Genomic DNA, 23277 nt, shown 5'->3' with positions numbered 1-23277 from the left:
CGGGGTCGTCGATGCTCGGGACTGTCCTGCAGACGGGCGACTGGGGGTTCATCCTCGCCAACTGGGAGTGGCTGGCACTCGGAACGGCTGTGACCGTCCTGCTGACGGCGAGTAGCCTCGCCGTGGGCCTCCTCGCCGGGTTTCCGGCAGGGGCTATCGAAGCCTACGGCTCGGGTCGACTCCGGGGAGCCGTCAGCACTGCGGGGGTGCTCCTGCGGGCGACGCCTATCGTGGTGTTGATGGTCCTGTTTTACTACGGACTGCCGATCCCGCGGCTGGGGTCGATCCCGGTGCTTGACGTCCGATTGAGTGCCTTCTTCGCGGCGACGCTGGCGCTCGGCCTCCGCAGCGCGGCCTACCAGAGTCAGGTGTTTCGCGGCGCGATCGGGTCGATCGACGACGGTCAGATGGAAGCCGCCCGGTCGGTCGGACTGACCCGGTTTCAGGCGATCAGACACGTCATCCTTCCGCAGGCGATTCGCCGGTCGCTCCCCGGGTTTCAAAACGAGTTCACGATCGTCCTGAAAGACACCAGCGTCGCCATCGCGATCGGACTGGCTGAACTGCTCACCCGGGCGGAGGATCTCTATCTCCAACCTGGCCGTGACACCGCCATGATGGAAGCGATCATCGTCATCAGTGTGATCTACTTCGTCCTGACGTTCACCACGAACCGGACGCTGGAGTACCTCGGCGACGCGTACGCGATTCCGGAGGGAACTGAGACATGACACGAACCGCTCAAGCCATGCACACCGCCATTCGGGAGGGAACGAACCGATGAGTCTACTCGAAGTCACGCACGTCGAGAAGTCCTACGGGGACGAAGACGTCCTCCGGGACGTGAGTTTCGCGATGGATCGCGGGGACGTCGAGGTGATTGTCGGCCCGAGCGGGGCCGGAAAGTCGACGCTGTTGCGGTGTGTCAACCGCCTCACCGAGATCGACGGCGGCACGATCACTCTCGACGGTGATCCGATCCACTCACTCGACGTCAACGACCTCCGGCGACGCGTCGGCATGGTGTTTCAGGATTTCAACCTCTTTGCCCACCGGACCGCACGGGGCAATATCACGCTCGGCCTCGAGGAGGTCCTGGCGTTGGATCACGCTACAGCCGTCGAGCGCGCCGACGCCTATCTCGACCGTGTCGGCCTGGCCGACCAGGCCGACTCCTACCCGGCTGAACTCTCGGGTGGGCAGAAACAGCGCGTCGGGATCGCCCGCGCGCTGGCGATGGAGCCCGAACTCATGCTGTTCGACGAGCCGACCAGCGCGCTCGACCCGGAACTCGTCGGCGAGGTCCTCGAGGTGATGACCGACCTCGCCGCCGAAGGCATGACGATGCTGTCGGTCACCCACGAGATGGGCTTTGCCCGCTCGGCGGCCGATACGCTCACCGTCCTCGACGACGGACAGATCGTCGAACGCGGGCCACCGGAGCAACTGTTCGAGAACCCCGACCACGACCGCACTGCGGCGTTTCTCGGCCGACTCACCGACCTCGAACAATGACCGACGAGCCTGCCGGGACGGTGACTGATCCGACCGAGGACCGCGCCTCGCTCGTCGAGGAGTTGCCGACTCGCCGTCGCGTCGTCATCGCGACCGTCGGCGTCGTCTTCTGGGGCTGGCTGCTCGCCCGCTGGGCCTCCCACAACTCGGTCCTCGATGCGGTGGCGACGACACTGGGTTTCCCCGATCTCGTTCGTTCGGGCGTTCCCGTCTCGGCGCGTACAGGCTGGATCCCCGCCGCCCCGTTCGAGGCGATCGCCGATGCGGCCGCGGGCGTAGTCGACGCGCTCGGTCCGGCGAGCCCCCTGCTTGAGTGGCTGGTCTGGCTCGCCGACCTGGCGGCGTTCGCGACGACGACCGCGCCTGCGCTCGCCGAGGGTGCGTTCATCACGGTCTACCTCACGATCCTGTCGCTGTTGTTCGGGCTGATCATCGCGATTCCGGTGGCGGTGGCCCGGACCTACGGGGGGCGTCTGCTCCGGGCCGTCGCCCTGGGGTACACCGAACTCATCCGCGGGACGCCGTTGCTGGCCCAGCTGTTTTTCGTCTACTACGGCCTGCCGCTGGCGAACGTGGCTCGACAGCTCGGTATCGACGGCCAGCCCCCGATCCCGCGGGCCGCGGCCGCAGTCGCCATCGTCGGGTTCACCATCAACTCCTCGGCCTACCAGGCTGAGTACATCCGGTCGGCACTCGAGTCAGTCGACTCGGGCCAGGTGACCGCCGCGCGGTCTGTGGGCCTCTCGAAGCTCCAGGCCATTCGTCACGTCGTCCTCCCCCAGGGCCTCCGGCTTGCCATCCCGGGCTGGACCAACGAGTTCGTCTACCTCATCAAGTATTCCTCACTGGCATCGTTCATCACCGTCCCGGACCTCTTCGCGCGCGCCAGTGACATCGGCTCCGATACGTTCCAGTTTACGGATATTTACGTGATCGTCGCCGTCTTCTACCTCGCCCTGGTGTTGACGACGGCACTGGCGATGGGAAAACTCGAAACCGCGGTCTCGATTCCGGGGCTCGGTCAGTCGACGGGTCGAGACTGAGTGGGTGCTATTCCGGGTTCTCAGGCGCTGGTCGCGTTGTAGACGACCTGGACGGACGCACTCACGTCGACGGGACCGCTCTCGACCGTCGTCGAGGCGGCAGCGTCACCGGCAGCCTCGAGCATCGTTTGCTCGACGCGGTACGGGGTTACGCTGGCGTCGCTGGCGCTGATCGAGGACGCACTGACGACCCGGAGATCGGAACTGTTGGCGAGGGTATCGCCATCGGTCCGGGCGCGGTCCATTGCTTTCTCCAGGGCATCCTGGCGAAGTTCGTGACGCTTCTCCGCCGAGAGCGTAAAGGAGACGCCGTCGACGCGGTTGGCACCGCTGTCGACCGCTCCGTCGATGATCTCGCCGACGCGGTCGGTATCGTTCAGCGTGACTTCCAGCGTGTGGACGGCACGGAATTCACTCGCGCCTTCGGTCTCGGGGCGCTCGTGCACTTCGCCGATGTCGTAGTACGCGGTCTCGATCTGCTCGGTTGAGACGTTCAGCTCATCCAGTGCCGAACGGACCGCTGAGACGTTCTCGGCGACCCGATCGCGGGCGGTCTGGACGTCTTCGGCGGTCGCGACGACGCCGAGTCGGACCAGGGCCTGATCGGGCTGGGCCGAGACCTCCGCCGACGCGGCGACGTCGATCTGTTTGGCTGGCTGGTCGGACTGTGCTGTGGGCGTGACGGCCGTCGCGGCGCCCACCGCGGCGAGCAACAGTACCGCCACGGCGGACACCAGGAGGGTCGATCTGTTTATCTGCATTACAGGTGTCGAGACACCCGGAGAACATATAGTCCAATCGAACGGTCAAACGTTCGTTTGAGCGGTCCGGGATCCGCCAGTCACCTCAACTACCGGCGACCTCGGTCGTCACGTATCGCAGTTCCGTGGTCACGTCCCGGTCGAGGCTCCCGTCGAGTCGGTCGTCGAGTCGGTCCCGGAGGTCCGGCGGCGACTCCCCCGGCGGCACGCCGACCGTGACGACGACTCGGTCGGTCTGTCGGAAGAACAGTCCGCCGGTCCGCTCGGCCGACACCGAGTGAAGCGTCGCTGTCGGCGTCTCCTCGATCACGTCCCGGACTGCCTCGTCGATTTGGCCGTCGACGGTGGCGCGAGTATAGGTGTCGTAGGTCACGCCGCCCAGAAACAGCGACAGGACGGCGATGGCGGCCGCGAGCGCGAGGAACCGTTTGAGCGTGCTCGCCCGCGCCTCGTCCTCCCGAAACCAGTAGGTCGGCCGATAGCCCATGTACCACAGCACCGCCAGCGCGGCGAGGTTGATCGAGAGGACGTTCACCAGCGTCAGCACGCCCGACCCGAGGCTGACGGCGGGCAGCCCCCACGCGATGCCGATGCCCACCGTCGCCGCCGGCGGGATCAACGCGACGGCGATCATGACGCCGACCAGGGCCGTCGAGACGCCCGTCGAGAGGCTGACGACGCCCGCCACGCCGGCCCCCAGCGCGACGACAAGCGAGAGGAAGTCCGGCAGCAGTCGCTCGCGGACGGCCGGAATCTCGGTCACGTCGAGTCCTGGCGGGACAAGAAACAGGTTCTTGACCACGAAAGCGAAAGCGGCCGCGCTCATCACGGCCAGTCCCAGGCCGGCGATCTGGAGCCCGACGCCCCGCCGGAACAGCTCGTGGTCGTCGACGACGGTCCCGACGCTCGCGGCCATCGCGGGCCCGATCAGTGGCGCGATCACCATCGACCCGACGATGACGGCCGGGGAGTCGAGCAGGAGGCCGGCGGTCGCGATCACGGCCGAGACGACCGTCAGGATAGCGTAACTCCAGGTCGCCGGGGCGAGGTCTGCGGCCTTGGAGGTGAGTTCCTCGCGGGCGATGCGTTCCTCGCTTTTCTCTTCGGCGTAACGATCCTGGAGTTCCTCGAAGCGCCGTGAGATGACGGTGTTGGCCTCGACGACGACGGTGTAGGCCTGCTCGTCGATGCCGGCCTCCCGGAGTTTCTCCAGGACCGGTTCGACGGCGTTGGTCGGTAACGGGATGTACGCGATGGCAGTGTACTTCCGACCGCTGGTCTCGTCGGTGAGGACGTACTCGACGTCGACGTCCTCGAGTGCCGCCTCGATCGCCTCGCGTTTGCCCGCCGGGATCGTGACCTGGACGAGTCGCACGCCCGTAGGCTCGTCGTCGGGGGCAATGAAAGGTTGGGTCGCTCCGCGATCGGACTCGTTGTCTCGGTGGAAACGCAACCGGCAAGCCCCCGGGGACGCGAGATCCGCACATGGCTGGAGCCGGCACTGCGCCGCCGCTGGTGACGGACGTCGACGGGACGCTGACCGACGACGAGTTGCGCCTCGACCCCCGGATGGGGCCCGCGCTCCGGGCGTGGGACGGGCCGGTCGTTCTGGCGACTGGCAAGGTCCTCCCGTTCCCGATCGCGCTCGCGAACTACCTCGGCCTCGAGCGAACCGTCATCGCCGAGAACGGTGGCGTCACGTTCGTCGAGGCGACCGACGACCTCCGCGTGCACGGTGATCGCGAGGCGGCTCAGGCGGTCGCCGACGCCTACGTCGAGGCCGGGTACGACCTCGGGTGGGGTGTGGCCGACTTGCCGAACCGGTGGCGTGAGACCGAGGTGATCGCCGCCCGCGACCGGCCACTCGAACCGCTCCGGGACCTTGCGGCCGAGCACGGCCTGGAGGTCGTCGACACCCAGTACGCCTACCACGTCAAGTCCCCGACGATGACCAAGGGAAAGGGTCTGGAAACGGTCGCCGACGCGCTTGGGTACGAGCCAACCGAATTCGTCGCCGTGGGCGACTCGACCAACGACGTCTCGACCTTCGAACGCGCCGGGACGGCCATCGCGGTCGCGAACGCCGACGACGCGGCACTCGCGGCAGCCGACCACGTCACGGACGACACCTTCGCCGATGGCTTTCTGGAGGCGCTGGATCGAGTCGACGCCGGCGAGTGGTGACGCCAGTCGTTTGTTCTTCATTGTCATATATTCACAAACGCCACCATCGGGAACGCTACGTGGCGATCTCCGGGGAAGGTTTTTGGGGACACCACCGTTACCTGTTGGCATGACTCCCGACCGGGCCGTCCTCGAACGCGCGATCGAGCGCGGCGAGCACGAGGGCGGCAGCGTCGAGTTCAAGGAACGCCTGACTCGCGATACGCACCTCGTCGACGGTCGCCTCGAAAGTCTGGCTGCCCAGCTTCGCCACCGCGTCCTCAGCGGCGATGGCGAAGCGACCTACGTCGTGGGGATCACCGACGACGGCCATCTCGCCGGTATCGAGCCGCCGGCCTTCTCCGAGTCGATGGACGTCCTCTCGTTGCTCGCCGACGAGGCGGACGCGCACATCGAGGACGTCGAGACGTGGGGTGTCGACGGGGAGGGCAATGCCGTCCGCGGCCAGTCCGGTGAGCGCGGGATCGTCGGCGTCGCGACCATCCGGGAGGGTGCGGTCATGGACGACGACGAGCACATCGTCGTCGGGACCGCCGGCCACGTCGACCACGGCAAGAGCACGCTCGTCGGGTCGCTCGTCACCGGTCAGTCCGACGACGGCCAGGGCGGGACGCGCTCGTACATGGACGTCCGCCCGCACGAAGTCAAGCGCGGCCTCTCGGCCGATCTCTCCTATGGCGTCTACGGCTTCGACGACGACGGTCCCGTCCGGATGGACAACCCCGATCGGAAGACCGATCGCGCCCGCATCGTCGAGGAGGCCGATCGGCTCGTTTCCTTCGTCGATACCGTCGGCCACGAGCCCTGGCTTCGAACGACGATCCGGGGGCTCGTCGGCCAGAAACTCGACTACGGCCTGCTGACCGTGGCGGCCGACGACGGCCCCACCAAGACGACCCGCGAGCACCTGGGCATCCTGCTGGCGACCGAACTGCCGACGATCGTCGCCATCACGAAGGCCGATCTGGTGGATGACGACCGGGTCGTCGCGGTCGAGCGCGAGGTCGAACGTCTGCTACGGGATGTCGAGAAGACGCCGCTACCGGTCGAGCGCCATGGAATCGACGCCGCGGTCGAGGAGATCTCCGAGACTGTCGTCCCGGTCGTGACGACCAGCGCCGTCTCCGGTGCGGGACTCGACACCCTGGACGAGCTCTTCGAGCGATTGCCCAAAACCGGCGGCGACGAGACCGCCGAGTTCCGGATGTACGTCGACCGGAGCTACAACGTCACCGGCGTCGGCGCGGTCGCCTCGGGGACGATCAACGCCGGGCGCGTCGAGGCCGGCGACGACCTCCTCCTGGGGCCGATGGCCGACGGGGGCTTTCGCGAGGTCGAGGCCCGCTCCATCGAGATGCACTACCACCGCGTCGATGAAGGCCGGGCGGGCCGGATCGTCGGCATCGCGCTGAAGGGCGTCGAAGAACAGGACGTCGAGCGCGGGATGGTCCTCCTGCCACGCGAGGCCGATCCACAGCCAGTCCGGGAGTTCGAGGCCGAGGTGATGGTGCTCAACCACCCGACGCGGATCGGCGAAGGCTACGAGCCCGTGGTGCATCTGGAAACGATCAGCGAGGCTGCTGCCTTCTATCCGGAGGGTGGTCAGCTCTTGCCCGGCGACAGCGGTCGCGCGCGAGTTCGGTTCAAGTTCCGGCCGTACCTGGTCGAGGAGGGCCAGCGCTTCGTCTTTCGGGAGGGTCGTTCGAAGGGCGTCGGGACGGTGACGGACGTGACTGGCGTGGAGTGAGTCTTCGGGAGTCCTACCGTAGCCCGATGTATCGATATCGTTGTATGATGTAGATGAAAGTAAGCAGTGGCACGACCGGAATGAGATAGTACCACCGCGACGGATACCAGGGTCCCGATTCGCTCAACTGTTCGCGCTCTTGAGCCACAAAACGCGGTGAAGCCAAGAGGAGAACGATCAGGACAGACAAAAACGGGAAGAAAATTATTGTCGAGACGATCGTATCTGGAACGGTAACCGATCCGATGAAGCCAAACACAATGCTCACCACTGAGATCAATGCGATCGGTATCCACCCTGGGTATCTCCTCTCCATTGTTTAGTTGTAATTCATATAACTAATCCCACTCAATTCGTATATTGTCAACTTTCCCATAGCCGCCATCGTGACCGGCTCTATGCATGTTTGCTATCCCATATCCTGCTGTTTCTCCAACCGCCTGGGTGTGAACTTTAAGATACGCATAGTACTTATCTCCTGCCTCCAAGTCTGCACTCATTCTCGCTTCGAATTCATCGCTGAACCAATTCCAGTGAACCGCATAGGATTTCGCATGAAATACCTGAGTGTTAGTTACTTCAGTTGGCGATGGAGAGTCCCAAGGGAGCCACCCACCTCCAGATTCATCAGATAAATTTTCTAAGTGAACAGAGATAGTACTTTGTGCAAACCCCATTGCCGCTCCAATTTGGCTTCCATCGTACTCGCCCTCAACAATAATGTCTGCATCTTGCGAACCATCTCCTTCCACAGTAAACACATGTCCTGCTTCCGCCCATGCGGTCAGTCCATTTGGCAGTCCTGCAAGCATGGCCTGACACGCCGCTTGGGCTTCGTCTCTCCTATCGACAAAACTCTTCATGACATTACCTAATTGGAACCCTCCACCACCGGAATTCCCCGTGTCTGCACCATCAAAACGTTCATCGTTTCCTATATCAACTGATTTAGTCATCTGTCTCCTCCGTCTGTTTCCCAAGCTTCTTGTGCCACTTTTTGGTCGTGTCGCAAAGCGGTCTAGAGTTTGCCTCTGGTACTCTCAATTGAGAGGTCACAGCTCATTGCTGTTTTGGTCGATCGCTGGAGCAGTTCATCAAGGAACGCCTGGTAGTGCTCTGGATCAGCGTACTTCACCAGCCGAAGCTGGAGTATCGCCTCTAATCCCTCCGTTGTCCAGCGCATCCACTGGTTCTTGCATCGCTTGCTGACTTCGCCCATCAGCCGTTCGACGGGGTTCGAGGTCCACGGCACCTCGAACCCCTCGACAGCCTGCTCGGCAAACGTCACGATCGACGGCACCCACCGCCGAAGATACCCCGCAGCCTTCTCTGACCCGTACTGATCCAACTGCCACGCTGTCTTCTCGATACGCTCGGTCGTTCGCGCGATCCGCTCGCGGATCGCCGCGAACTCCTCTTCCGGCCGGTGCTTGGCGACCGAATTCTTCAGATGGAACACCTCGTCGATCACCTCCGAGACGATCTCGTTTCGTCGATCCAAGGAGAACACGCCGTCGTCCCAGAGGTTGTAGTCCAGTGTTCGGCCGACGTGGACGAGATCAAGTTGGTGATTGCGATTTTCGTCGGTAAAGGCCGTGACCATACCCTCCTCAGCGTCACTGACGACCGTCGCGTCGTCAGTGACTGCGTCGATGTCGTCGAGGTCGGCGGCTGTCTCGTCCCAGTCAGCGTTGACCGAGAGATCCAGCAGGGAGCGGGACTCCTCGGCAGTATCTTTGCCGAGCGTGGCTTGGACGGAGTGGTACGAGCGGTCGTCGTCTTGACTGTGACACTTCGTGGCGTCAGGAATAACCGCATCAGCGTCTGTGTCAGCGACACAGTCTGGAAGGAACTGTTTGAGCTTGCTGCCGTATTCTCTGGCGCGGCGGTTGATCGTGGTCGGCGACGGCATCTCCGAGAGGATGCCGTCGCCGTGGTCAGCGGCGTCACGATAGCTGAGCGAGGTAGCGAGATCGACGCTCTTGGCCGCAATGTCCTGCTGATAACGGTTTTCTCCGTCGAAGCTAAGAACATCTTCGACGGGGCGGAAGTAGCTGGGTTCGTCGTGGTCAGCGGCGGTATCTTCGACGTAGTGAAGGTCGAATTCGTGCTCACCGGCGGTTGTGACGGCCGTGCGGGTATCGGTACCGGCGCGTTGGTAGCGCTGGTCACCGTTGCCGTGGGCGTGTTTTTCACCACAGAGCGCCTCGACGCGAGCCGCGTCGAGGCTCTCGACGAGTCCTTCGAGAAGAACTGATTCGATGTTCTGATCGGTGATGAACTCGGCAAGCGTGGCCAGCGGTATCGTTTTGTCGTCGTCGATGCTAACGGTCAACCGCACGTCGATTGTGGCGTGCATGGGGCACCTCTCGGAGTGGACACCAGAGGCGTCCCCTTCCTCAGGGGAGTCAGTTACTGAACTCTAGAGGACTTTGCGACACGACCCACTTTTTACGTTCTCGGCTGTCTTGTTTTCTCAACCTCTTTGCCTTATTTTCAAAATCCGATAGCTTCTCCTTTGAGAGTTCATACTTGACTTTCTCATTTCCAAATTTCACCATGGATTTTCTTGAGGCTAATTGTTTCATCCGTACCTCTTCGCAATATCCATCATCAAAAATATACTCTAGTTCTAGCGTTCTCGTCTTTTTCTTTCCCTTTCCACTCTTTTTTCTCTTTTTCGTGTTGCGATTGTTTTTATTTCCATTTCTCAGATCATCTCTGTTCACCACGTTTATCTCCGTCACGCTACCGTGCTCTTCTTCGTATGTATCTATTATCTGAGCAAGATCATTGTGTTTACTTTGCTTAGCTTGGACACTATCGGCGATGATGGGAGATAGTGCAGCACCCGCTCCCAGCTTCATGATGTTCCGACGTCGTGATTTTTCTACCATTTCCAATTTGATTTATAACCAATCAGTATTTATCTCTTCCTATCTTAATTTCATTCTATACATCTACTGGGCAGAGAGTATGTCAGAAAATGACAGGACATCTTCCGCGAGGGCCGTTCGAAGGGCGTCGGGACGGTGACGGACGTGACTGGCGTGGAGTAACACAATCGACGAGGTCCCGTGTCCCGTCGCCACGGTGTGACACCGTTGTCTGCTCCTTTGTGACCCGTTCAACGCGGTCTTGCCGAGATTGGCGCGTGTCACCGGTCTCCTCGCTCACGATCCGTTTATTTTACGTCTGGATGACACTATATCGTCGCTTCACTCATGAGGTGTTCTCCTGAGAACCACGCCAGGTTAACAGACGACGTGCTATCTGAACAATTATAGTAAGAAAATTTAGGGATCTATATAACTATACTATCTTTGTAATTTTAGTGGAGTCTATCTGTTGCCTCGATAGGAGCTTTATCGACGATCGTGACAGCATTCCAGATCGAGTAAATAGCCCATTATCGGCTCAAAGGCGTACATATTCGTCTATTTGTCGCGTTGTTCTTTCTGAACCTGGGATACTGCTTCGCCATTAGTTTTGAATAGCTATTTAACTTTTTATACGGTTATTATAAATATGTTAACTTAATTTGGTCTTTTGGTGTTCGTTTATACTATTATTCTATCGAACGTAGTCTGTATTTTGATAGTGGCAGCTTGTCCGCCGCCGCATAAATTATAAAATTCCTGTCTTATATTTCATTTTGGTATGTGTGTCGATATTTCATTTCGGTATTCCTGGACCGGGTTCGGTTGCTGATTTGACGACCGGAGTGACCACGACCCATTCACGTCAATACGCTCCCCGCAGCAGAATGGGTGTTACATTTGTATGTCTGTAATGGGGTGATGAGAGGTTAGTAGTGACGGTACTCTAACTCGATGACGTTCGCTGCGTTCTTGAGCTCCGGCAGGAGTTCGTCCTCGATCCGGTCGTCGTTGAAGCGGTGCTTGGGCCCGGCGATCGAAATCGCGGAGTTCCCCCCCAGCGCTGTATTCCCGATCGGCACGGCGATCGAACGAATGCCGTTGACGCGTTCCTCGTCCTCGAGGGCATAGCCCTGGTCTCGGATCGTCTGGATCTCTTCGAGGAGTGTGTCGACGTCAGTGATCGTCTGTTCTGTCGCCGCCGGCAACCCGTGTCGATCGGCGATGTCCCGTACTTCCGCGTCTGAATGTCGGGAGAGGAGCGCTTTTCCGAGTGCCGTCCAGTGCATCTGCGTGTATTCACCTGTCGGTGCGTTGTCTGAAATGCCCGTCGTCGGCTCGGTGCGGTAGACGAGTACCCGAAGCCCGTTCTGTTCGTACCCGATCGTTGCGACTTCACCAAGCGTCTCCGAGAGGTCGTCGATCTCTGTCCTGGCGGCGTGATAGATGTTCAGATCGTGCCGAACGTGCCCCCCGAGTTCGAGAAACCGCAGGCTCAGTCCGTACTTGTCGTCTTCCTGGACAACGTATCCGAGATCCTGTAAGGTCTGGAGGTAGACATGAGCGGTGCTCTTTGGAATCTCGAGATCACGGGCGAGCGCTGAAACACTGGCCGACTCCCGTTGTTTGAGCTCGTCAACAATCTTGAACGCATTTTCGACAGACTGAATTCGGTTTTTCGAGTTCGACTCGTCTTCGTTCTCGCTCATGTCTACCAGTTTGGGGCAGTGAGTATTAGTATTACTCACGTGTGGCTGTCATAAACTGTCCAACACCGCTGGACGAATTTCGGCCCCGGTGCCCCATCGTGCTCTCGTGCATGGAGGACGTTGCCGTGTTTGCGACGGTGGGCGACCGCCCCGGTTCCACATCGTGCTCTTGTGTCGGCCTTTACTGGTTGTGAACGCCATCGCTGTTCAATATTGACGAACACCTGATTCTGCTTCGAAGGCCAGAGACGATCTCGATCGAGTCATTCACTTTGGCGCCACGGCCGCAATCCAGTGTGTGCGCTCGTACTGGGGACCACGCACGGGCACATAGACGGCACGACGAGTAATCGTGTAACTTCGGACGACTCGCCGGTCGTGGGGAAAGGGGTTACTACAGCCACGATGGCCCGACCGGCTACGGTCGTCCATCGAGACAGGATCTCTCGGAACTCCGGCCTGTGGGTACCTGATGCCAGTCGCCAGATGGTGGGTTTCTAGACAGGGTGACTACGGAACCGATCGATCCCGATGGTAGTGGTGAGTTCGATCTGGCACAGGCCTGAGTTCTTCGCGATCCATATCCGCGTTTTGGACGCTGATGTATAAAACCTTCTTTTATTCAAATGTTCCAGAAAAGCAAAATGATTATATATCTAAAACTGGTCCGGGGAAGTGTATGGTAGACCTATCGCTCATACTGCCGCCTGAGCCGGACGATCGCTGGCAGCTCGCAAAACAGATGGGTGTGCGGAGTGCTGTCGTTCACCCGCTCGAAATCGGCGACGATCAGTCTGAGTGGACCTACGACCAACTCAAAGGAATGGTCAACTGGTTCGAGGACGCAGGGATCAGCCTGGACGTCCTCGAGGGGTCAGTCCCGCTCACGGACAGGATTCGCCTCGGCCAGGACGGTCGTGACGAGGACATCGAGAACTTCAAGCGGTTCATCAGGGATGTCGGTGCGGCCGGCATCCCGGTCGTCTGTTACGACTGGATGGCCGGCATCCGGTGGGCGCGGACAGAGGCACACGTCGAATCCCGCGGGGGCTCGCTTGTCACGGGCTACGACGACGAGAAGATGCGCGGCGGTCCAAAGACCGACTACACGGACGTGAGCCGGGATCAGCTTTGGGACGCGATCGAGTACTTCCTCACGGAGGTCGTTCCCGTCGCCGAGGAGGCGGGCGTGAAGCTCGCCCTGCATCCAGCCGATCCACCCAAGGAGTCCGTTCGAGGCGTTCCGCGGTTGGCCTATAGCGTCGAGAACTACGATCGAATTCTCGACATCGTCGACAGCGAACACAACGGCGTCACATTCTGCCAGGGGAACTTCTCGTTGATGGATACGCCGGTCCCCGAGGCGATTCGCCACTTCGGCGACCGGATCAACTTCGCGCACTTCCGTGACGTCGAGGGGACGCCAGAGCGGTTCGTCGAGACCTGGCACGATGATGGCCCAACGGACATGCAGGAAGCGATGGCTGCGTTCGAGGACGTCGGCTTCGACGGGCCGATGCGCCCCGATCACGTCCCGACGATGGCTGGCGAGGACAACTCCAATCCGGGATATCACACCAAGGGCCGGCTGTTCGCCATCGGCTACATGCGCGGCCTGCTCGAATCGGTCTGACGTCTGGACCGCACTGAGCACGTTCTTCGGAGCCAGGATCCCCTAAACAGCGATTACAGCCATTTGTCGGTCCTCGATGGTTCCCGGTTCTTGATTGATAAACACAAAGATATTTATACGATAACCGATAACCGATAACAGTGCTGTTGAAGCGCATGAACGTACCGAACAGTTACGATATCGACGGCAAGGTATGCGTCATCACTGGTGGCGCAGGCGTGCTCGGCTCCGCGATGGCGAAGGCGATCGGCCAGCAGGGTGCGACAGTTGTGGTCCTCGACCTCGACGACGAGAAGCTCGCGATGACCGGCGACGAACTCGATGAGATGGGCGTCGAATATACGACTATCCAGGGGTCGGTGCTCGACCGGGCGGAACTCGAGGCGGCCGCGGAGACGGTCGTCGACGAATACGGCCGCATCGACGTGCTGATCAACGGCGCTGGCGGCAACAGCCCGGAAGCGACCACGGACGAGGAGACGGACTTCTTCGGCCTGAACGCCGAGGGCGTCGAGAACGTGTTCAACCTGAACTTCCTGGGGACGTTCCTAGCTTCGCAAGCGTTTGGCGAGTACATGGCCCAGCAGGGCGAGGGTCACATCCTCAACGTCTCCTCGATGAACGCGTTCACACCGCTGACGAAAATCCCGGCCTATTCGGGCGCGAAGGCCGCGGTCTCGAACTTCACGGAGTGGCTCGCGGTCGACATGGCCCAGAACCACTCGCCCGATATTCGGGTGAACGCGATCGCCCCCGGCTTCCTCCTGACCGAGCAGAACCGGTATCTCCTGCTCGACGACGACGGCGAGTTGACTGACCGCGGCCAGCAGATCATCGACCACACGCCCCAGGACCGCTTTGGCGACCCCGAGGATCTGCTCTCGACCGTGCTCTGGCTGATCGCGCCCGGCTCTGAGTTTGTCACCGGGGCCGTCATCCCCATCGACGGCGGCTTCTCCGCGTACAGCGGCGTCTAGGTCCTGTGTTTGGCGCAGTTTCGCGGTGATCACGATTCCGCGGTGACGTTCAGAACCTCTCACGGAGAATTCCCCGAAACAGGCCACGCGATCAATACACTGTCCAACATAGACGAACACATGACTGATCTGGTTACGTTCGGCGAGACGATGTTACGACTGTCGCCGCCACAGGGACAGCGCCTCGAAGCGGTGTCCGCGTTCGACGTCGCTGTCGGCGGAGCCGAGAGCAACGTCGCGGTCCTCGCGTCGCGGTTCGGCCACGAGGTTCGTTGGTTATCGCGAGTCCCCGATTCGCCGCTCGGGCGACGGGTGACTGGCGAGTTGCGGCGACACGGTGTCGACCCTGCCGTCGACTGGGCGGAGTCAAGTCGGCTCGGGACGTACTATCTCGAACACGGGGCCGAACCGAGGGGGACAGAAGTCGTCTACGACCGCGAGCACTCGGCATTTGCCGATGTCACCGTTAGCGAGCTCCCGATCGACGAACTCGAGACTGCGGAACTGTTCTATACGTCGGGGATCACGCCCGGGCTGTCAGCGGCGGCGGCGACGGCTACCGAGCAGTTGCTTCGGGAGGCTTCTGCAGCGGACGTCCGTACTGCATTTGACCTGAACTACCGGCGCAAGCTCTGGGATCCGGCTACAGCCAGGCAGACGTTCGAGTCGCTACTGGCAGACGTGGACCTGCTGTTCGCGCCCGAGCGCGACGCCGCTGCGGTGCTTGGGCTCTCGGGACCACCGACGGAACAGGCGACAGCCCTCGCAAGCGAGTACGATATTGAAACGGTCGTCGTTACACAGGGCGCAGACGGCGCGCTCTGTCACCACGGGGACGAGGTGTTCGAACAGTCCGTCTACGAGACGGAGACGATCGATCCGATCGGCACCGGCGACGCGTTCGTCGGCGGGTTCCTCGCCCGGCACCTCCACGGAGCCGATCCCGCGGATGCGCTTGCCCACGCTGCCGCGAGTGCGGCGCTGAAGCGGACGATCAGCGGCGACCAGGCGATACTCACGCCCCAGGAAGTGCAGGCGGTCGTCGACGACGGCGGCACCGAAATCTCGCGCTGAGGAGATCCCTACCCCGTGACGGTGTTTGCTCGATCCGATTCCGATATGGATAATGCAAAACCTATTATCTTGTATTGACATATGCTGCTGCCGAGTATTTTTCTACCTGTTTGATCGACCGAAAATTGAATTCACACGAATGAGTCAGTCACTACGGTGTAAGCCTGAGACCGTCTTCGGCTACGATCACGTCACCGTCGAAGACTGATTCGGCATCTCGCTGCATCGCGTCGAGATCGCGGTACGGCATAAGGTGGGTGAGAACGAGTGTCTGCACACCGGCGTCTTGTGCGATCTCACCGGCGTCTGTCGCATCGCAATGATTGGCGGTCAACGTCGACTCGTCGAGTCCCTCGTCGCCTGCCGCGTACTGTGGCCACACGAACTGGGTATCGCTCGGGACCTGGTCCTCGTCAACTGGTGCAGTGTTACTGTCTTGAACGAGTATATCCGCGTCGGCGGCAAAGTCGGCAAGTGATTGAATCTTCTGCGTGTCCCCGGAGAAGACAAATGATTCTCCCGTCTCGTCCTCCTCGAACCGATAAGCGTACGTCTCAATCGAGTGGTCAACTGGCAGTGCAGTGATTTCCCAGCCGTCCATCTGACGACTGAATCCGTCCGTCACTCGCTTGGTTTCGATACCAGAAATACCGTCCGTCGGGTAGACATCTTTTCGATACTCGATATCTTCCGCATAGATATCGTACAGCGCCTCCACGAGTCGGTCGGTGCCGTCCGGGCCATACACGGTGAGCGATTCGCGACCTGCCTCGGTCCAGCTTGTAAAGGCGAAGTGGAAGAATGACGCGTTGTGATCCATGTGGTGATGAGTAAAAAATACCGTCTCTATCTCCCCCATGTCAATCTCGGAGTCCATCAGTCCATAGACCGCTCTGGGCCCACAATCCACCAACACCGTGTCGTCCGCGATGTCGACCACTAGGCTCGTACCTCCACGCTCTGGAATCGGAATCGGACTTCCAGTCCCGATTAACGTAATTTCCATACTATATATACGTTCCTAAATAGACTTATATGTTTGTATTTCTTCGTTATCTCCGACGGTATCATAGAACGTATTCCACACCGGAATGGTCGTGCGTCCTGTATTTTCCGCGATCGTAGTTGATGAACGGGACAGCGAGCCAAAGACACAGCGAGAGGCGGATTTTGCCTGGTCGAGACAACTGTACACTCGTAGCCGTAGAACCCGTCAGCGGGTGGATCGTCGCCTTTCGCCGCGTCCTTGACTGAGAGCGTCGCCCCCACTCGATTGAATCGATACAGTAGGTCACGTCGAACTGGTCGCTCCAGCAGTCTACTCTCCGAGTCAGTCGAAGACGAGATCGGTTTCCGTGAACTCGCTGTCGAAGAGAGTGCCAGCCTCCTGATCGGTGAATCTATCTGGCTGTGTGGGATCGCGTCCATGAAGAATCACGCGGGTAAGGGCCGCACGCTCGATATCAACGACGTTGTGGAGCGCTTCGAGTGGGTCACCGAACTGGGAAGTAACGACGTCCGTCTCGTACATTTCGGGGCCTTATCCAACGCGATTGGAACCGCACGTCGACCGCGCTGTGGTTGATTGCCAACGAAATCGACCGCGAAGGCGAGGCCCGGAACCAAGTGCGGTCGGAGATGGTCGAGTACGCCCGCGAACTCGACGACACCCGACTCGACGTTTGCCATTGGTCCTGTCGTCCCTATCGACGCCGGGTGCTTGCCCTCAGTGCGGTCTGCGACCTGCTGTCTCGGTTTCTGTTGGGTCCCGGGCTACCGTTGACACTGCCGCAGGATAAATAGTGCACAATATTTATATACCATGTGCGAAATACTCTGTGGTGTATGAAGCTATCGACCGTGACAAGTGTCTCGTCGCATAGCCACCGAAGTAGTTCAACAATGAGGTAACCAACGATGTCAACAGAATCAAAGAGTTCGTTCACATACCCACGGATACTGACGCTAATTCTCCTTGGGTTCCTTCCTGCGTTCTCCGGGGCGATGATCAACCCGACGATCCCGTCGATTCAGGCGACGTTCTCCCACGTTCCAAACTCGGAGACGCTCGCACAGCTCGTAAGCACGACGTCGGCGTGGGTCGTCCTCATCGCCGCTCCCACGACCGGGTACCTGCTCGATCGGTACGCCCGAAAACCGATCTTACTCGCGGCCGTCATCATCTTCGGTGCCGGAACGAGTGTTGCGTTCTTCCTCGATTCGATCTACCTGATCCTCGCCACACGCATTTTCGACGGGATCGCCATCGCCGCGATCAACGTTACCGTCCCGACGCTCATCACGGACTATTACTCGGACGGCCGCCGGGAGTCCGTGATGGGATACTTCACTGCAGCGACGTCAGGTGGCGGCGTGATCGCGGCACTGCTCGGTGGATACATCGCCGGTTCGATCGGATGGCGGTACATCTTCCTCGTCTACGCGGTCGCGTTGTTGTTCGTCCCGTTCATCATCCGGTATCTGACTGAACCGGACGTCACCAAAACGACTAGCGACGACGAGGTCGGCCGCATCGAAGCAGCGATCAATATCGTCCGCAACAACCCGGCCTGGTTGCTCATCTCGATTTACGTTCTCGTCTTGCTCGCAATGTTGACGACCAACCTCGTCCAGATCGAGGTCCCCTACTATCTCACTGGGGGTCTTGACGTGGGCGATGGCCAGGTCGGGATCATCCTATCGAGCGTCTCCCTCGTCGCGTTCGCCATGTCTTCTCTCTATGGCCAAATCAAGCAACGCCTCCGCCACATCACCATTATGGCGTTGTCCTTTGGAGTCTCCTCGGTTGGATTCATCGCCATTGCCACGTTTGACACGTTGTTGCCGGTCTACCTCGGTATTCTGACCTCCGCAGTCGGGTTTGGTCTCATCCTCCCGGCAGCGAACGACTGGGTCGCAAAGGTCGTCGACCCGGAATACCGCGGTCGTGCGCTCAGTGGCGTTACGATGTTCATGTACGGTGGCTTCGCGCTCTCGCCGTTCCTTCCGAACCCCCTCATCGACGCGTTCGGCCGCCTGGGGATGCTTCGTGTCGCTGGCGTCTTCCTGGCGGTCGTCGCTCTTGGCCTCTTTGGCCTCTGGTTCAGAAGCCGCGACATTTCTGACGAGGAAACCGTCCTCGCTGACGACTGACGGTCTTCGATTCCGCTCACTTGGGCCCGTGGTTTTCTCGTGATGACTTGAGTGGGCGCACAGCTCGACAGTTTCGAAAGTGGGCGCACAGCTCGACAACGACGTCGCCGTTCAAAAACACCACAACTTTTAATATTATTTGTGTGGACTAGTCGAATGTGATGGAGTTACTAACCTATCCACGAGAGACGACATCTCTCGACGGGATTTGGCAGGCGATCCCGGACCAGTACGAGAACTTCGAGAACATCTACGGCGACGTCGTCGACGAGGACGATCTGCCGACCGGCTTCTCGGCGGAACCGATCTACGAGCCGGACGCCTCGATCGAGAACGACCCAGCGGACTTCAACATCTACGACGGCTATTCCGTCGAGATTCCGTCGACGTTCGGCGAGGAGATCCCCGAGTTCCGCCACTACGAGGGGTGGGTCTGGTTCGCACGGACGTTCGAGAACCCCCTCGAGGCCGACGACGACCGTGCGTTCCTCCGGTTCGGCGCGGTCAATTACAAGGCCGACGTCTGGCTCAACGGCGAGAAACTCGGCTCCCACGAGGGTGGGTACACGCCGTTCAGCTTCGACGTGACCGACGAACTCCAGGAGGGTGAGAACGTCGTGGTCGTCCGCATGGACAACTACCGCTACGAGGACGGCATCCCGAACGACGCCACGGACTGGTACAACTTCGGCGGGATCAACCGGTCGGTCGAGGTCGTCACCGTTCCGGAGACGTACGTCCGGAACTTCAAAGTCGAGACGACGCTCGACGGCGAGGACGTCGTGGTCTCGATCTCGGCCTGGGTCGACGGTGCTGACGACGGGACGACCGTCGACGCGTCTGTACCCGAACTCGATCAGGAACTCGAGTTGACTCGCACGGCGAGCGACGAGGCGTTCACCGGCGAAGCGGTCCTTTCGCGCGAGGAGGTCTCGCTCTGGAGCCCCGAAGATCCCCGGCTGTACACGGTTGCAGTCACGGCGGGCGCGGACAGCGTCTCGGACGAGGTCGGGTTCCGCGAGGTCGAGGTCGACGGGAGCGACATTTTCCTGAACGGCGAACCGATCTGGCTTCGCGGGATCGCACTCCACGAGGAATCGGCCGGGAAGGGGCGCGCGCTCGACATCGAGGACGTCGAGGAACGCTTCGAGTGGATCACCGAATTGGGCTGTAACTACGCTCGACTCGCCCACTACCCCCACACCGAAGAGATGGCCCGCAAGGCCGACGAGGAGGGGATTCTCCTCTGGGAAGAGGTGCCGGCCTACTGGGACATCGAGTTCGGCGACGAGGCGGTCCAGGACCTCTATCGCCAGCAACTTCGGGAACTCATCCAGCGTGACTGGAACCGCGCGTCGGTCGCGCTGTGGTCGATCGCCAACGAGACCGACCACGAGGACGAGACCCGAAACAAGGTCCTCTCGGAGATGGTCGAGTACGTCCGTGGACTCGACGATACCCGGCTCGTGACTGCGGCCTGCTTCGCCGACGAGACCGATGACGGCATCGAGATCCAGGATCCGCTCGAGGCGGACCTAGACGTCGTCGGGATCAACGAGTACTACGGCTGGTATTACGGCGAGAACGACGACATGCAGCACTTCCAGGAAGAACCCGACGGAACGCCGGTACTCATCTCGGAGACGGGCGGCGGCGCGAAGTGGGGCAAGCACGGCGACGCGGACGAGCGCTGGACCGAGGAGTTCCAGGCTGACATCTACCGCGGGCAGACAGCCGCCGTCGCGGACAACGACCAGCTCTCGGGGATGGCCCCGTGGATCCTGTTCGACTTCCGGGCTCCGTACCGCCAGAACGAGTACCAGCGCGGGTACAATCGAAAGGGGGTCCTCGACCAGCACGGCCGGAAGAAACAGGCCTTCCACGTTCTCCGGAATTTCTACAGCGAGCAACGTCGCCAGGACTGAGCACTGTCAGTCGGCGTTCTCGACCCCGACGGCCGCTCGATTCGTCTGTTGGACAGTGACGATTGTCTTTAGACTATTATACGCTATTTTGTATAGAACAGCATAGCATTTTTATATTATGCGTTAGATGCCGCTACTATGGCACTGGAGACGATCCTGCTTGCCGTCAGGGAGCACGACGACGACCGGACCGAACAGTTGATGGACGCCGTTTTAGAGATCGCGGAACCCCTCGACGCCGAAGTCGTCGTTGGGCACGTCCTCTCGGACGACCTCGAGGAGTACCCGTCGTTCCCGACGCCCGGCAGGCAACCACACCTCCTCTCGAACGACGAGTACACCGAAGTCCTCGACAGTGACGACGTTGACGACGTCCTTGCGAACAACGAGACGATCCAGCAGGTCACCGACAAGCTTGCCGACGCCGATGTTGCGTACACAACCCGCGGTGCTGCGGGCGATCCAAGCGAGGGGTTGCTCGCACTCGCCGAAGATGTCGAAGCCGATAGAGTCGTTCTGAGTGGCCGGCGACGCTCGCCGACCGACAAGGTCATCTTCGGCAGTGTCGCCCAGGCAGTCTTACTCGACGCGCCGTGCCCGGTGACGTTCGTCCGGTACGAGTAACCCTGTCTCGGCCACCGGCCAGAACAGACCGCCACGCTCATCTCCGAAAGTCAGCGTCGAGGAGTACGCGAACGACACACTGACACGTGTACGCTTCTCGGGACACGCTTGCGAAAATGATTTAGCCTGCCCCCATGACTACATAGGTATGCAATGCATCACAAACTGTGTTGTGAGTTTCGACTTTCGAAATTTTCGGGAGGACCGACAATGACGGGTGGCATCGACGCCGACCGGTCGGTGTTCGGGATGATCCACCTCCAGGCGCTTCCCGGCGCGCCCGGCTTCGACGGGGATCGTGAAGCTATCCGGGACGCGATGCTCCGAGACGCTCGCCGACTCGAGGCCGCGGGCGTCGACGGGTTGATGATCGAGAACTTCGGGGACGCGCCGTTCTATGCCGAGGACGTACCGAAACACGTCGTCGCGTCGATGACCTCTTACGTCAGCGACCTCCGTCGGGAGACGGACCTGCCGATCGGTGTCAACGTCCTCCGAAACGACGCCGAGGCTGCATTGTCGATCGCCGCGGCTGCGGAAGCCTCACTCGTGCGGATCAACGTCCACACCAGCGCGCGCCTGACCGATCAGGGCGTCGTGACCGGGAACGCTCCGGAGACGATCCGCCTCCGTGATCGCCTTGAGGCCGACGTCTCGATCCTGGCCGACGTCGACGTGAAACACTCCGCACCACTTGCAGAGCGCCCGCTGCCCGAGGAAGTTGCCGAACTGGTCGAGCGGGGCCACGCCGACGGGGTCGTCGCCAGTGGGGCCGGAACTGGTCACGAAACCGATCGCGATCATCTCGAGGCTGTCGTCGACGCCCGCGACGACCTCGATCGCGATGTCCCGGTATTCGTCGGCAGCGGTGTCCGACGAGACACGGTCGCGGAGACGCTCGACGTCGCGGACGGCGTCATCGTCGGAACGGACTTGAAAGAAAGCGGCGAGACGACCGCGCCTGTCGACGAAGACCGCGCTCGCGAACTCGTCGCGGCGGCGAGAGCGGATTAGCGATCGCCGCGTAGATCGGCCGGCGTCGCGAGTGCCCCTCGTGGGCCGGCTGCCGTACAGTTTTGGGCCGCTGCCGTCGCAGCCGTCCGTCCTGCCTCGGCCGGTGACTGTCCGTCGAGTACCCAGGCGTGAGTCAGTGCGGCCGTGAACTGGTCGCCAGCGCCGGTCGTATCGACCACGTCACGCCCGACCGCCGGGACGTGGATCGGATCGGTCCCGCTCTCGGCGAGGTACGCGCCGTCTGACCCAGCCGTGACGGCGACGCGGGCTGCTCCGGCTTCGTTGAGTCGCCGCGCAGCGTCTTCGGGCGCGCGCTCGAGATACGATCGAGCGGCGACCTCGTTGGTGATGAACAGGTCGGCAGTCCCAGCAAGCGCGTCGATCGTCTCCGGAGCCGTTCCGCGTCCTTCAAGTTCCGAAAGGGGCCCAGAAAGGTCGAAGACGAGCCTCGCTATGTCGCCCGCGCGACGTAACTCGACGAGTTCGCTGACGACGCGATCCGGTGCGTAGGCGCTCGTAAACACGCCGTCTGCAGCCTGCAGGCGATCTCGATCACGCTCGCCGAGTCGCAACTCCGGGACGCTGTCGCCGCCGGCGACGATCATCCGATTGCCGTCCGGCCCGCGGAGGACGAGTGTATACGAGGAATCAGCGCTCCCGCGCTGGATGGCGCTGACGTCGACGCCGTATCCTTGGAGGGAGTCGACGATCAACTCGGCCGCGTCGTCGTGCCCGACCCGCGAGAGTACGGCCGTCTCGTGCTCGAGCGCCCCAAGGGCACAGGCAACGTTCGCGGCGACGCCACCGGCGCGTTCCTCGTAGTCCGTGACGAACGCTCCCCCGTCCGGTTCCGGAAGGTTCGAGAGGACGTAGACCCGATCGATGACAGCGCTACCGACGGTGACGATCGACGCCATCCATCACTCACCCGGTCCGTGTCCGGTCGCAGTTCGGTTTCCACTCTGAACAGCTGCACGTTTCATGCCCGAAGCGAGTGGTTCGAGCGATAAAAAAGACCGCGTTCTTCTGGCCTGGACGG

General features: G+C 61.0%; 21 protein-coding genes. 12 read left to right on the top strand and 9 right to left on the bottom strand.

The features are described from left to right. The first annotated feature begins 11 nt into the window (after positions 1–11). Genes HTIA_RS05360 through HTIA_RS05350 form a run of 3 tightly spaced genes read left to right on the top strand, consistent with a single transcriptional unit; the run spans position 12 to position 2558 of the window. Positions 12–731: an amino acid ABC transporter permease gene (locus HTIA_RS05360; RefSeq protein ID WP_008528296.1), complete on the top strand. Its 720-nt coding sequence runs from the start codon at positions 12–14 to the stop codon at positions 729–731. 49 nt (positions 732–780) lie between these two features. Beyond that, positions 781–1515: an amino acid ABC transporter ATP-binding protein gene (locus HTIA_RS05355; RefSeq protein ID WP_008528295.1), complete on the top strand. Its 735-nt coding sequence runs from the start codon at positions 781–783 to the stop codon at positions 1513–1515. Next, on the top strand, positions 1512–2558 hold the full coding sequence (locus HTIA_RS05350; protein WP_008528294.1) for an amino acid ABC transporter permease: 1047 nt from the start codon (positions 1512–1514) through the stop codon (positions 2556–2558). The genes HTIA_RS05355 and HTIA_RS05350 overlap by 4 nt, the downstream gene beginning before the upstream one ends. Positions 2559–2578: 20 nt before the next feature. On the opposite strand, the gene HTIA_RS05345 is transcribed toward HTIA_RS05350, so the two are convergent. Both HTIA_RS05345 and HTIA_RS05340 read right to left on the bottom strand, forming a co-directional pair. Further along, positions 2579–3319 (bottom strand): SIMPL domain-containing protein, encoded by a 741-nt coding sequence (locus HTIA_RS05345; protein WP_008528292.1) that lies wholly within the window; start codon positions 3317–3319, stop codon positions 2579–2581. Positions 3320–3404: 85 nt separating this feature from the next. Then, positions 3405–4694 (bottom strand): TIGR00341 family protein, encoded by a 1290-nt coding sequence (locus HTIA_RS05340; protein WP_008528290.1) that lies wholly within the window; start codon positions 4692–4694, stop codon positions 3405–3407. 110 nt (positions 4695–4804) lie between these two features. Here HTIA_RS05340 and HTIA_RS05335 point away from each other — a divergent pair, with 110 nt between their 5' ends. Next, positions 4805–5503: a phosphoglycolate phosphatase gene (locus HTIA_RS05335; RefSeq protein WP_008528289.1), complete on the top strand. Its 699-nt coding sequence runs from the start codon at positions 4805–4807 to the stop codon at positions 5501–5503. A 109-nt stretch (positions 5504–5612) separates the two neighbouring features. Further along, the gene (locus HTIA_RS05330; RefSeq protein ID WP_008528287.1) at positions 5613–7250 is read left to right on the top strand and encodes a GTPBP1 family GTP-binding protein; all 1638 of its coding nucleotides are present in this window, start codon (positions 5613–5615) and stop codon (positions 7248–7250) included. 338 nt (positions 7251–7588) lie between these two features. Here HTIA_RS05330 and HTIA_RS16275 read toward each other — a convergent pair whose 3' ends face one another. The 4 genes from HTIA_RS16275 to HTIA_RS05315 form a co-directional block, all read right to left on the bottom strand. Beyond that, on the bottom strand, positions 7589–8206 hold the full coding sequence (locus HTIA_RS16275; RefSeq protein WP_148290932.1) for a hypothetical protein: 618 nt from the start codon (positions 8204–8206) through the stop codon (positions 7589–7591). Between the two features lie 62 nt (positions 8207–8268). Continuing rightward, positions 8269–9609 (bottom strand): ISH6 family transposase, encoded by a 1341-nt coding sequence (locus HTIA_RS05320; protein WP_008524214.1) that lies wholly within the window; start codon positions 9607–9609, stop codon positions 8269–8271. A gap of 49 nt (positions 9610–9658) precedes the next feature. Next, positions 9659–10117, bottom strand: a complete 459-nt coding sequence (locus HTIA_RS16270; protein WP_148290931.1) for a hypothetical protein — start codon at positions 10115–10117, stop codon at positions 9659–9661. A 941-nt stretch (positions 10118–11058) separates the two neighbouring features. After that, positions 11059–11838 (bottom strand): IclR family transcriptional regulator, encoded by a 780-nt coding sequence (locus HTIA_RS05315; protein WP_008523888.1) that lies wholly within the window; start codon positions 11836–11838, stop codon positions 11059–11061. A gap of 679 nt (positions 11839–12517) precedes the next feature. Here HTIA_RS05315 and HTIA_RS05310 point away from each other — a divergent pair. From HTIA_RS05310 to kdgK1, 3 genes are all read left to right on the top strand, one after another. Then, the gene (locus HTIA_RS05310) at positions 12518–13471 is read left to right on the top strand and encodes a mannonate dehydratase (RefSeq protein WP_021029718.1); all 954 of its coding nucleotides are present in this window, start codon (positions 12518–12520) and stop codon (positions 13469–13471) included. A gap of 155 nt (positions 13472–13626) precedes the next feature. Further along, positions 13627–14448 carry an SDR family oxidoreductase gene (locus HTIA_RS05305; protein ID WP_008523890.1) on the top strand — a complete coding sequence of 274 codons (822 nt, stop codon included), beginning with the start codon at positions 13627–13629 and terminating at the stop codon, positions 14446–14448. 120 nt (positions 14449–14568) lie between these two features. Continuing rightward, a complete protein-coding gene (gene kdgK1 / locus HTIA_RS05300) occupies positions 14569–15522 on the top strand; it encodes a bifunctional 2-dehydro-3-deoxygluconokinase/2-dehydro-3-deoxygalactonokinase (protein WP_008523891.1) in 954 nt (317 codons plus the stop codon). Positions 15523–15673: 151 nt separating this feature from the next. Here the strand turns inward: kdgK1 and HTIA_RS05295 are convergent, their stop codons facing one another. Both HTIA_RS05295 and HTIA_RS05290 read right to left on the bottom strand, forming a co-directional pair. Further along, positions 15674–16528, bottom strand: coding sequence for an MBL fold metallo-hydrolase (locus tag HTIA_RS05295; protein ID WP_021029722.1), 855 nt, complete (start codon positions 16526–16528; stop codon positions 15674–15676). A 324-nt stretch (positions 16529–16852) separates the two neighbouring features. After that, a complete protein-coding gene (locus HTIA_RS05290) occupies positions 16853–17053 on the bottom strand; it encodes a hypothetical protein (protein WP_008523893.1) in 201 nt (66 codons plus the stop codon). 386 nt (positions 17054–17439) lie between these two features. Here HTIA_RS05290 and HTIA_RS05285 point away from each other — a divergent pair, with 386 nt between their 5' ends. From HTIA_RS05285 to HTIA_RS05270, 4 genes are all read left to right on the top strand, one after another. Then, complete coding sequence (locus HTIA_RS05285; protein ID WP_044950711.1) at positions 17440–18675, top strand: MFS transporter; 1236 nt, start codon at positions 17440–17442, stop codon at positions 18673–18675. A 161-nt stretch (positions 18676–18836) separates the two neighbouring features. Continuing rightward, a complete protein-coding gene (locus HTIA_RS05280) occupies positions 18837–20600 on the top strand; it encodes a glycoside hydrolase family 2 protein (protein WP_008523895.1) in 1764 nt (587 codons plus the stop codon). A gap of 138 nt (positions 20601–20738) precedes the next feature. Beyond that, entirely contained in the window at positions 20739–21224 is a 486-nt protein-coding gene (locus tag HTIA_RS05275; RefSeq protein WP_008523896.1) for a universal stress protein, read from the top strand. A gap of 210 nt (positions 21225–21434) precedes the next feature. Next, positions 21435–22238, top strand: a complete 804-nt coding sequence (locus tag HTIA_RS05270) for a BtpA/SgcQ family protein (protein ID WP_008523897.1) — start codon at positions 21435–21437, stop codon at positions 22236–22238. On the opposite strand, the gene HTIA_RS05265 is transcribed toward HTIA_RS05270, so the two are convergent. Beyond that, positions 22235–23155, bottom strand: coding sequence for a carbohydrate kinase family protein (locus tag HTIA_RS05265; protein ID WP_008523898.1), 921 nt, complete (start codon positions 23153–23155; stop codon positions 22235–22237). The genes HTIA_RS05270 and HTIA_RS05265 overlap by 4 nt on opposite strands. Between the last annotated feature and the right edge of the window lie 122 nt (positions 23156–23277).

Source organism: Halorhabdus tiamatea SARL4B, from assembly GCF_000470655.1.
Lineage (GTDB): Archaea > Halobacteriota > Halobacteria > Halobacteriales > Haloarculaceae > Halorhabdus > Halorhabdus tiamatea.
Note: the sequence above shows the minus strand (reverse complement) of the source record. Positions and strands in the feature narration are given on the sequence as shown.

What these genes read in the sequence shown, in the direction of transcription:
- HTIA_RS05360 (WP_008528296.1), top strand. Translation starts at nt 12, where the DNA reads ATGCTCGGGACTGTCCTGCAGACGGGCGACTGGGGGTTCATCCTCGCC.
- HTIA_RS05355 (WP_008528295.1), top strand. Translation starts at nt 781, where the DNA reads ATGAGTCTACTCGAAGTCACGCACGTCGAGAAGTCCTACGGGGACGAA.
- HTIA_RS05350 (WP_008528294.1), top strand. Translation starts at nt 1,512, where the DNA reads ATGACCGACGAGCCTGCCGGGACGGTGACTGATCCGACCGAGGACCGC.
- HTIA_RS05345 (WP_008528292.1), bottom strand. Translation starts at nt 3,319, where the DNA reads ATGCAGATAAACAGATCGACCCTCCTGGTGTCCGCCGTGGCGGTACTG.
- HTIA_RS05335 (WP_008528289.1), top strand. Translation starts at nt 4,805, where the DNA reads ATGGCTGGAGCCGGCACTGCGCCGCCGCTGGTGACGGACGTCGACGGG.
- HTIA_RS05330 (WP_008528287.1), top strand. Translation starts at nt 5,613, where the DNA reads ATGACTCCCGACCGGGCCGTCCTCGAACGCGCGATCGAGCGCGGCGAG.
- HTIA_RS16275 (WP_148290932.1), bottom strand. Translation starts at nt 8,206, where the DNA reads ATGACTAAATCAGTTGATATAGGAAACGATGAACGTTTTGATGGTGCA.
- HTIA_RS05320 (WP_008524214.1), bottom strand. Translation starts at nt 9,609, where the DNA reads ATGCACGCCACAATCGACGTGCGGTTGACCGTTAGCATCGACGACGAC.
- HTIA_RS16270 (WP_148290931.1), bottom strand. Translation starts at nt 10,117, where the DNA reads ATGAAGCTGGGAGCGGGTGCTGCACTATCTCCCATCATCGCCGATAGT.
- HTIA_RS05315 (WP_008523888.1), bottom strand. Translation starts at nt 11,838, where the DNA reads ATGAGCGAGAACGAAGACGAGTCGAACTCGAAAAACCGAATTCAGTCT.
- HTIA_RS05310 (WP_021029718.1), top strand. Translation starts at nt 12,518, where the DNA reads ATGGTAGACCTATCGCTCATACTGCCGCCTGAGCCGGACGATCGCTGG.
- HTIA_RS05305 (WP_008523890.1), top strand. Translation starts at nt 13,627, where the DNA reads ATGAACGTACCGAACAGTTACGATATCGACGGCAAGGTATGCGTCATC.
- kdgK1 (WP_008523891.1), top strand. Translation starts at nt 14,569, where the DNA reads ATGACTGATCTGGTTACGTTCGGCGAGACGATGTTACGACTGTCGCCG.
- HTIA_RS05295 (WP_021029722.1), bottom strand. Translation starts at nt 16,528, where the DNA reads ATGGAAATTACGTTAATCGGGACTGGAAGTCCGATTCCGATTCCAGAG.
- HTIA_RS05290 (WP_008523893.1), bottom strand. Translation starts at nt 17,053, where the DNA reads ATGTACGAGACGGACGTCGTTACTTCCCAGTTCGGTGACCCACTCGAA.
- HTIA_RS05285 (WP_044950711.1), top strand. Translation starts at nt 17,440, where the DNA reads ATGTCAACAGAATCAAAGAGTTCGTTCACATACCCACGGATACTGACG.
- HTIA_RS05280 (WP_008523895.1), top strand. Translation starts at nt 18,837, where the DNA reads ATGGAGTTACTAACCTATCCACGAGAGACGACATCTCTCGACGGGATT.
- HTIA_RS05275 (WP_008523896.1), top strand. Translation starts at nt 20,739, where the DNA reads ATGGCACTGGAGACGATCCTGCTTGCCGTCAGGGAGCACGACGACGAC.
- HTIA_RS05270 (WP_008523897.1), top strand. Translation starts at nt 21,435, where the DNA reads ATGACGGGTGGCATCGACGCCGACCGGTCGGTGTTCGGGATGATCCAC.
- HTIA_RS05265 (WP_008523898.1), bottom strand. Translation starts at nt 23,155, where the DNA reads ATGGCGTCGATCGTCACCGTCGGTAGCGCTGTCATCGATCGGGTCTAC.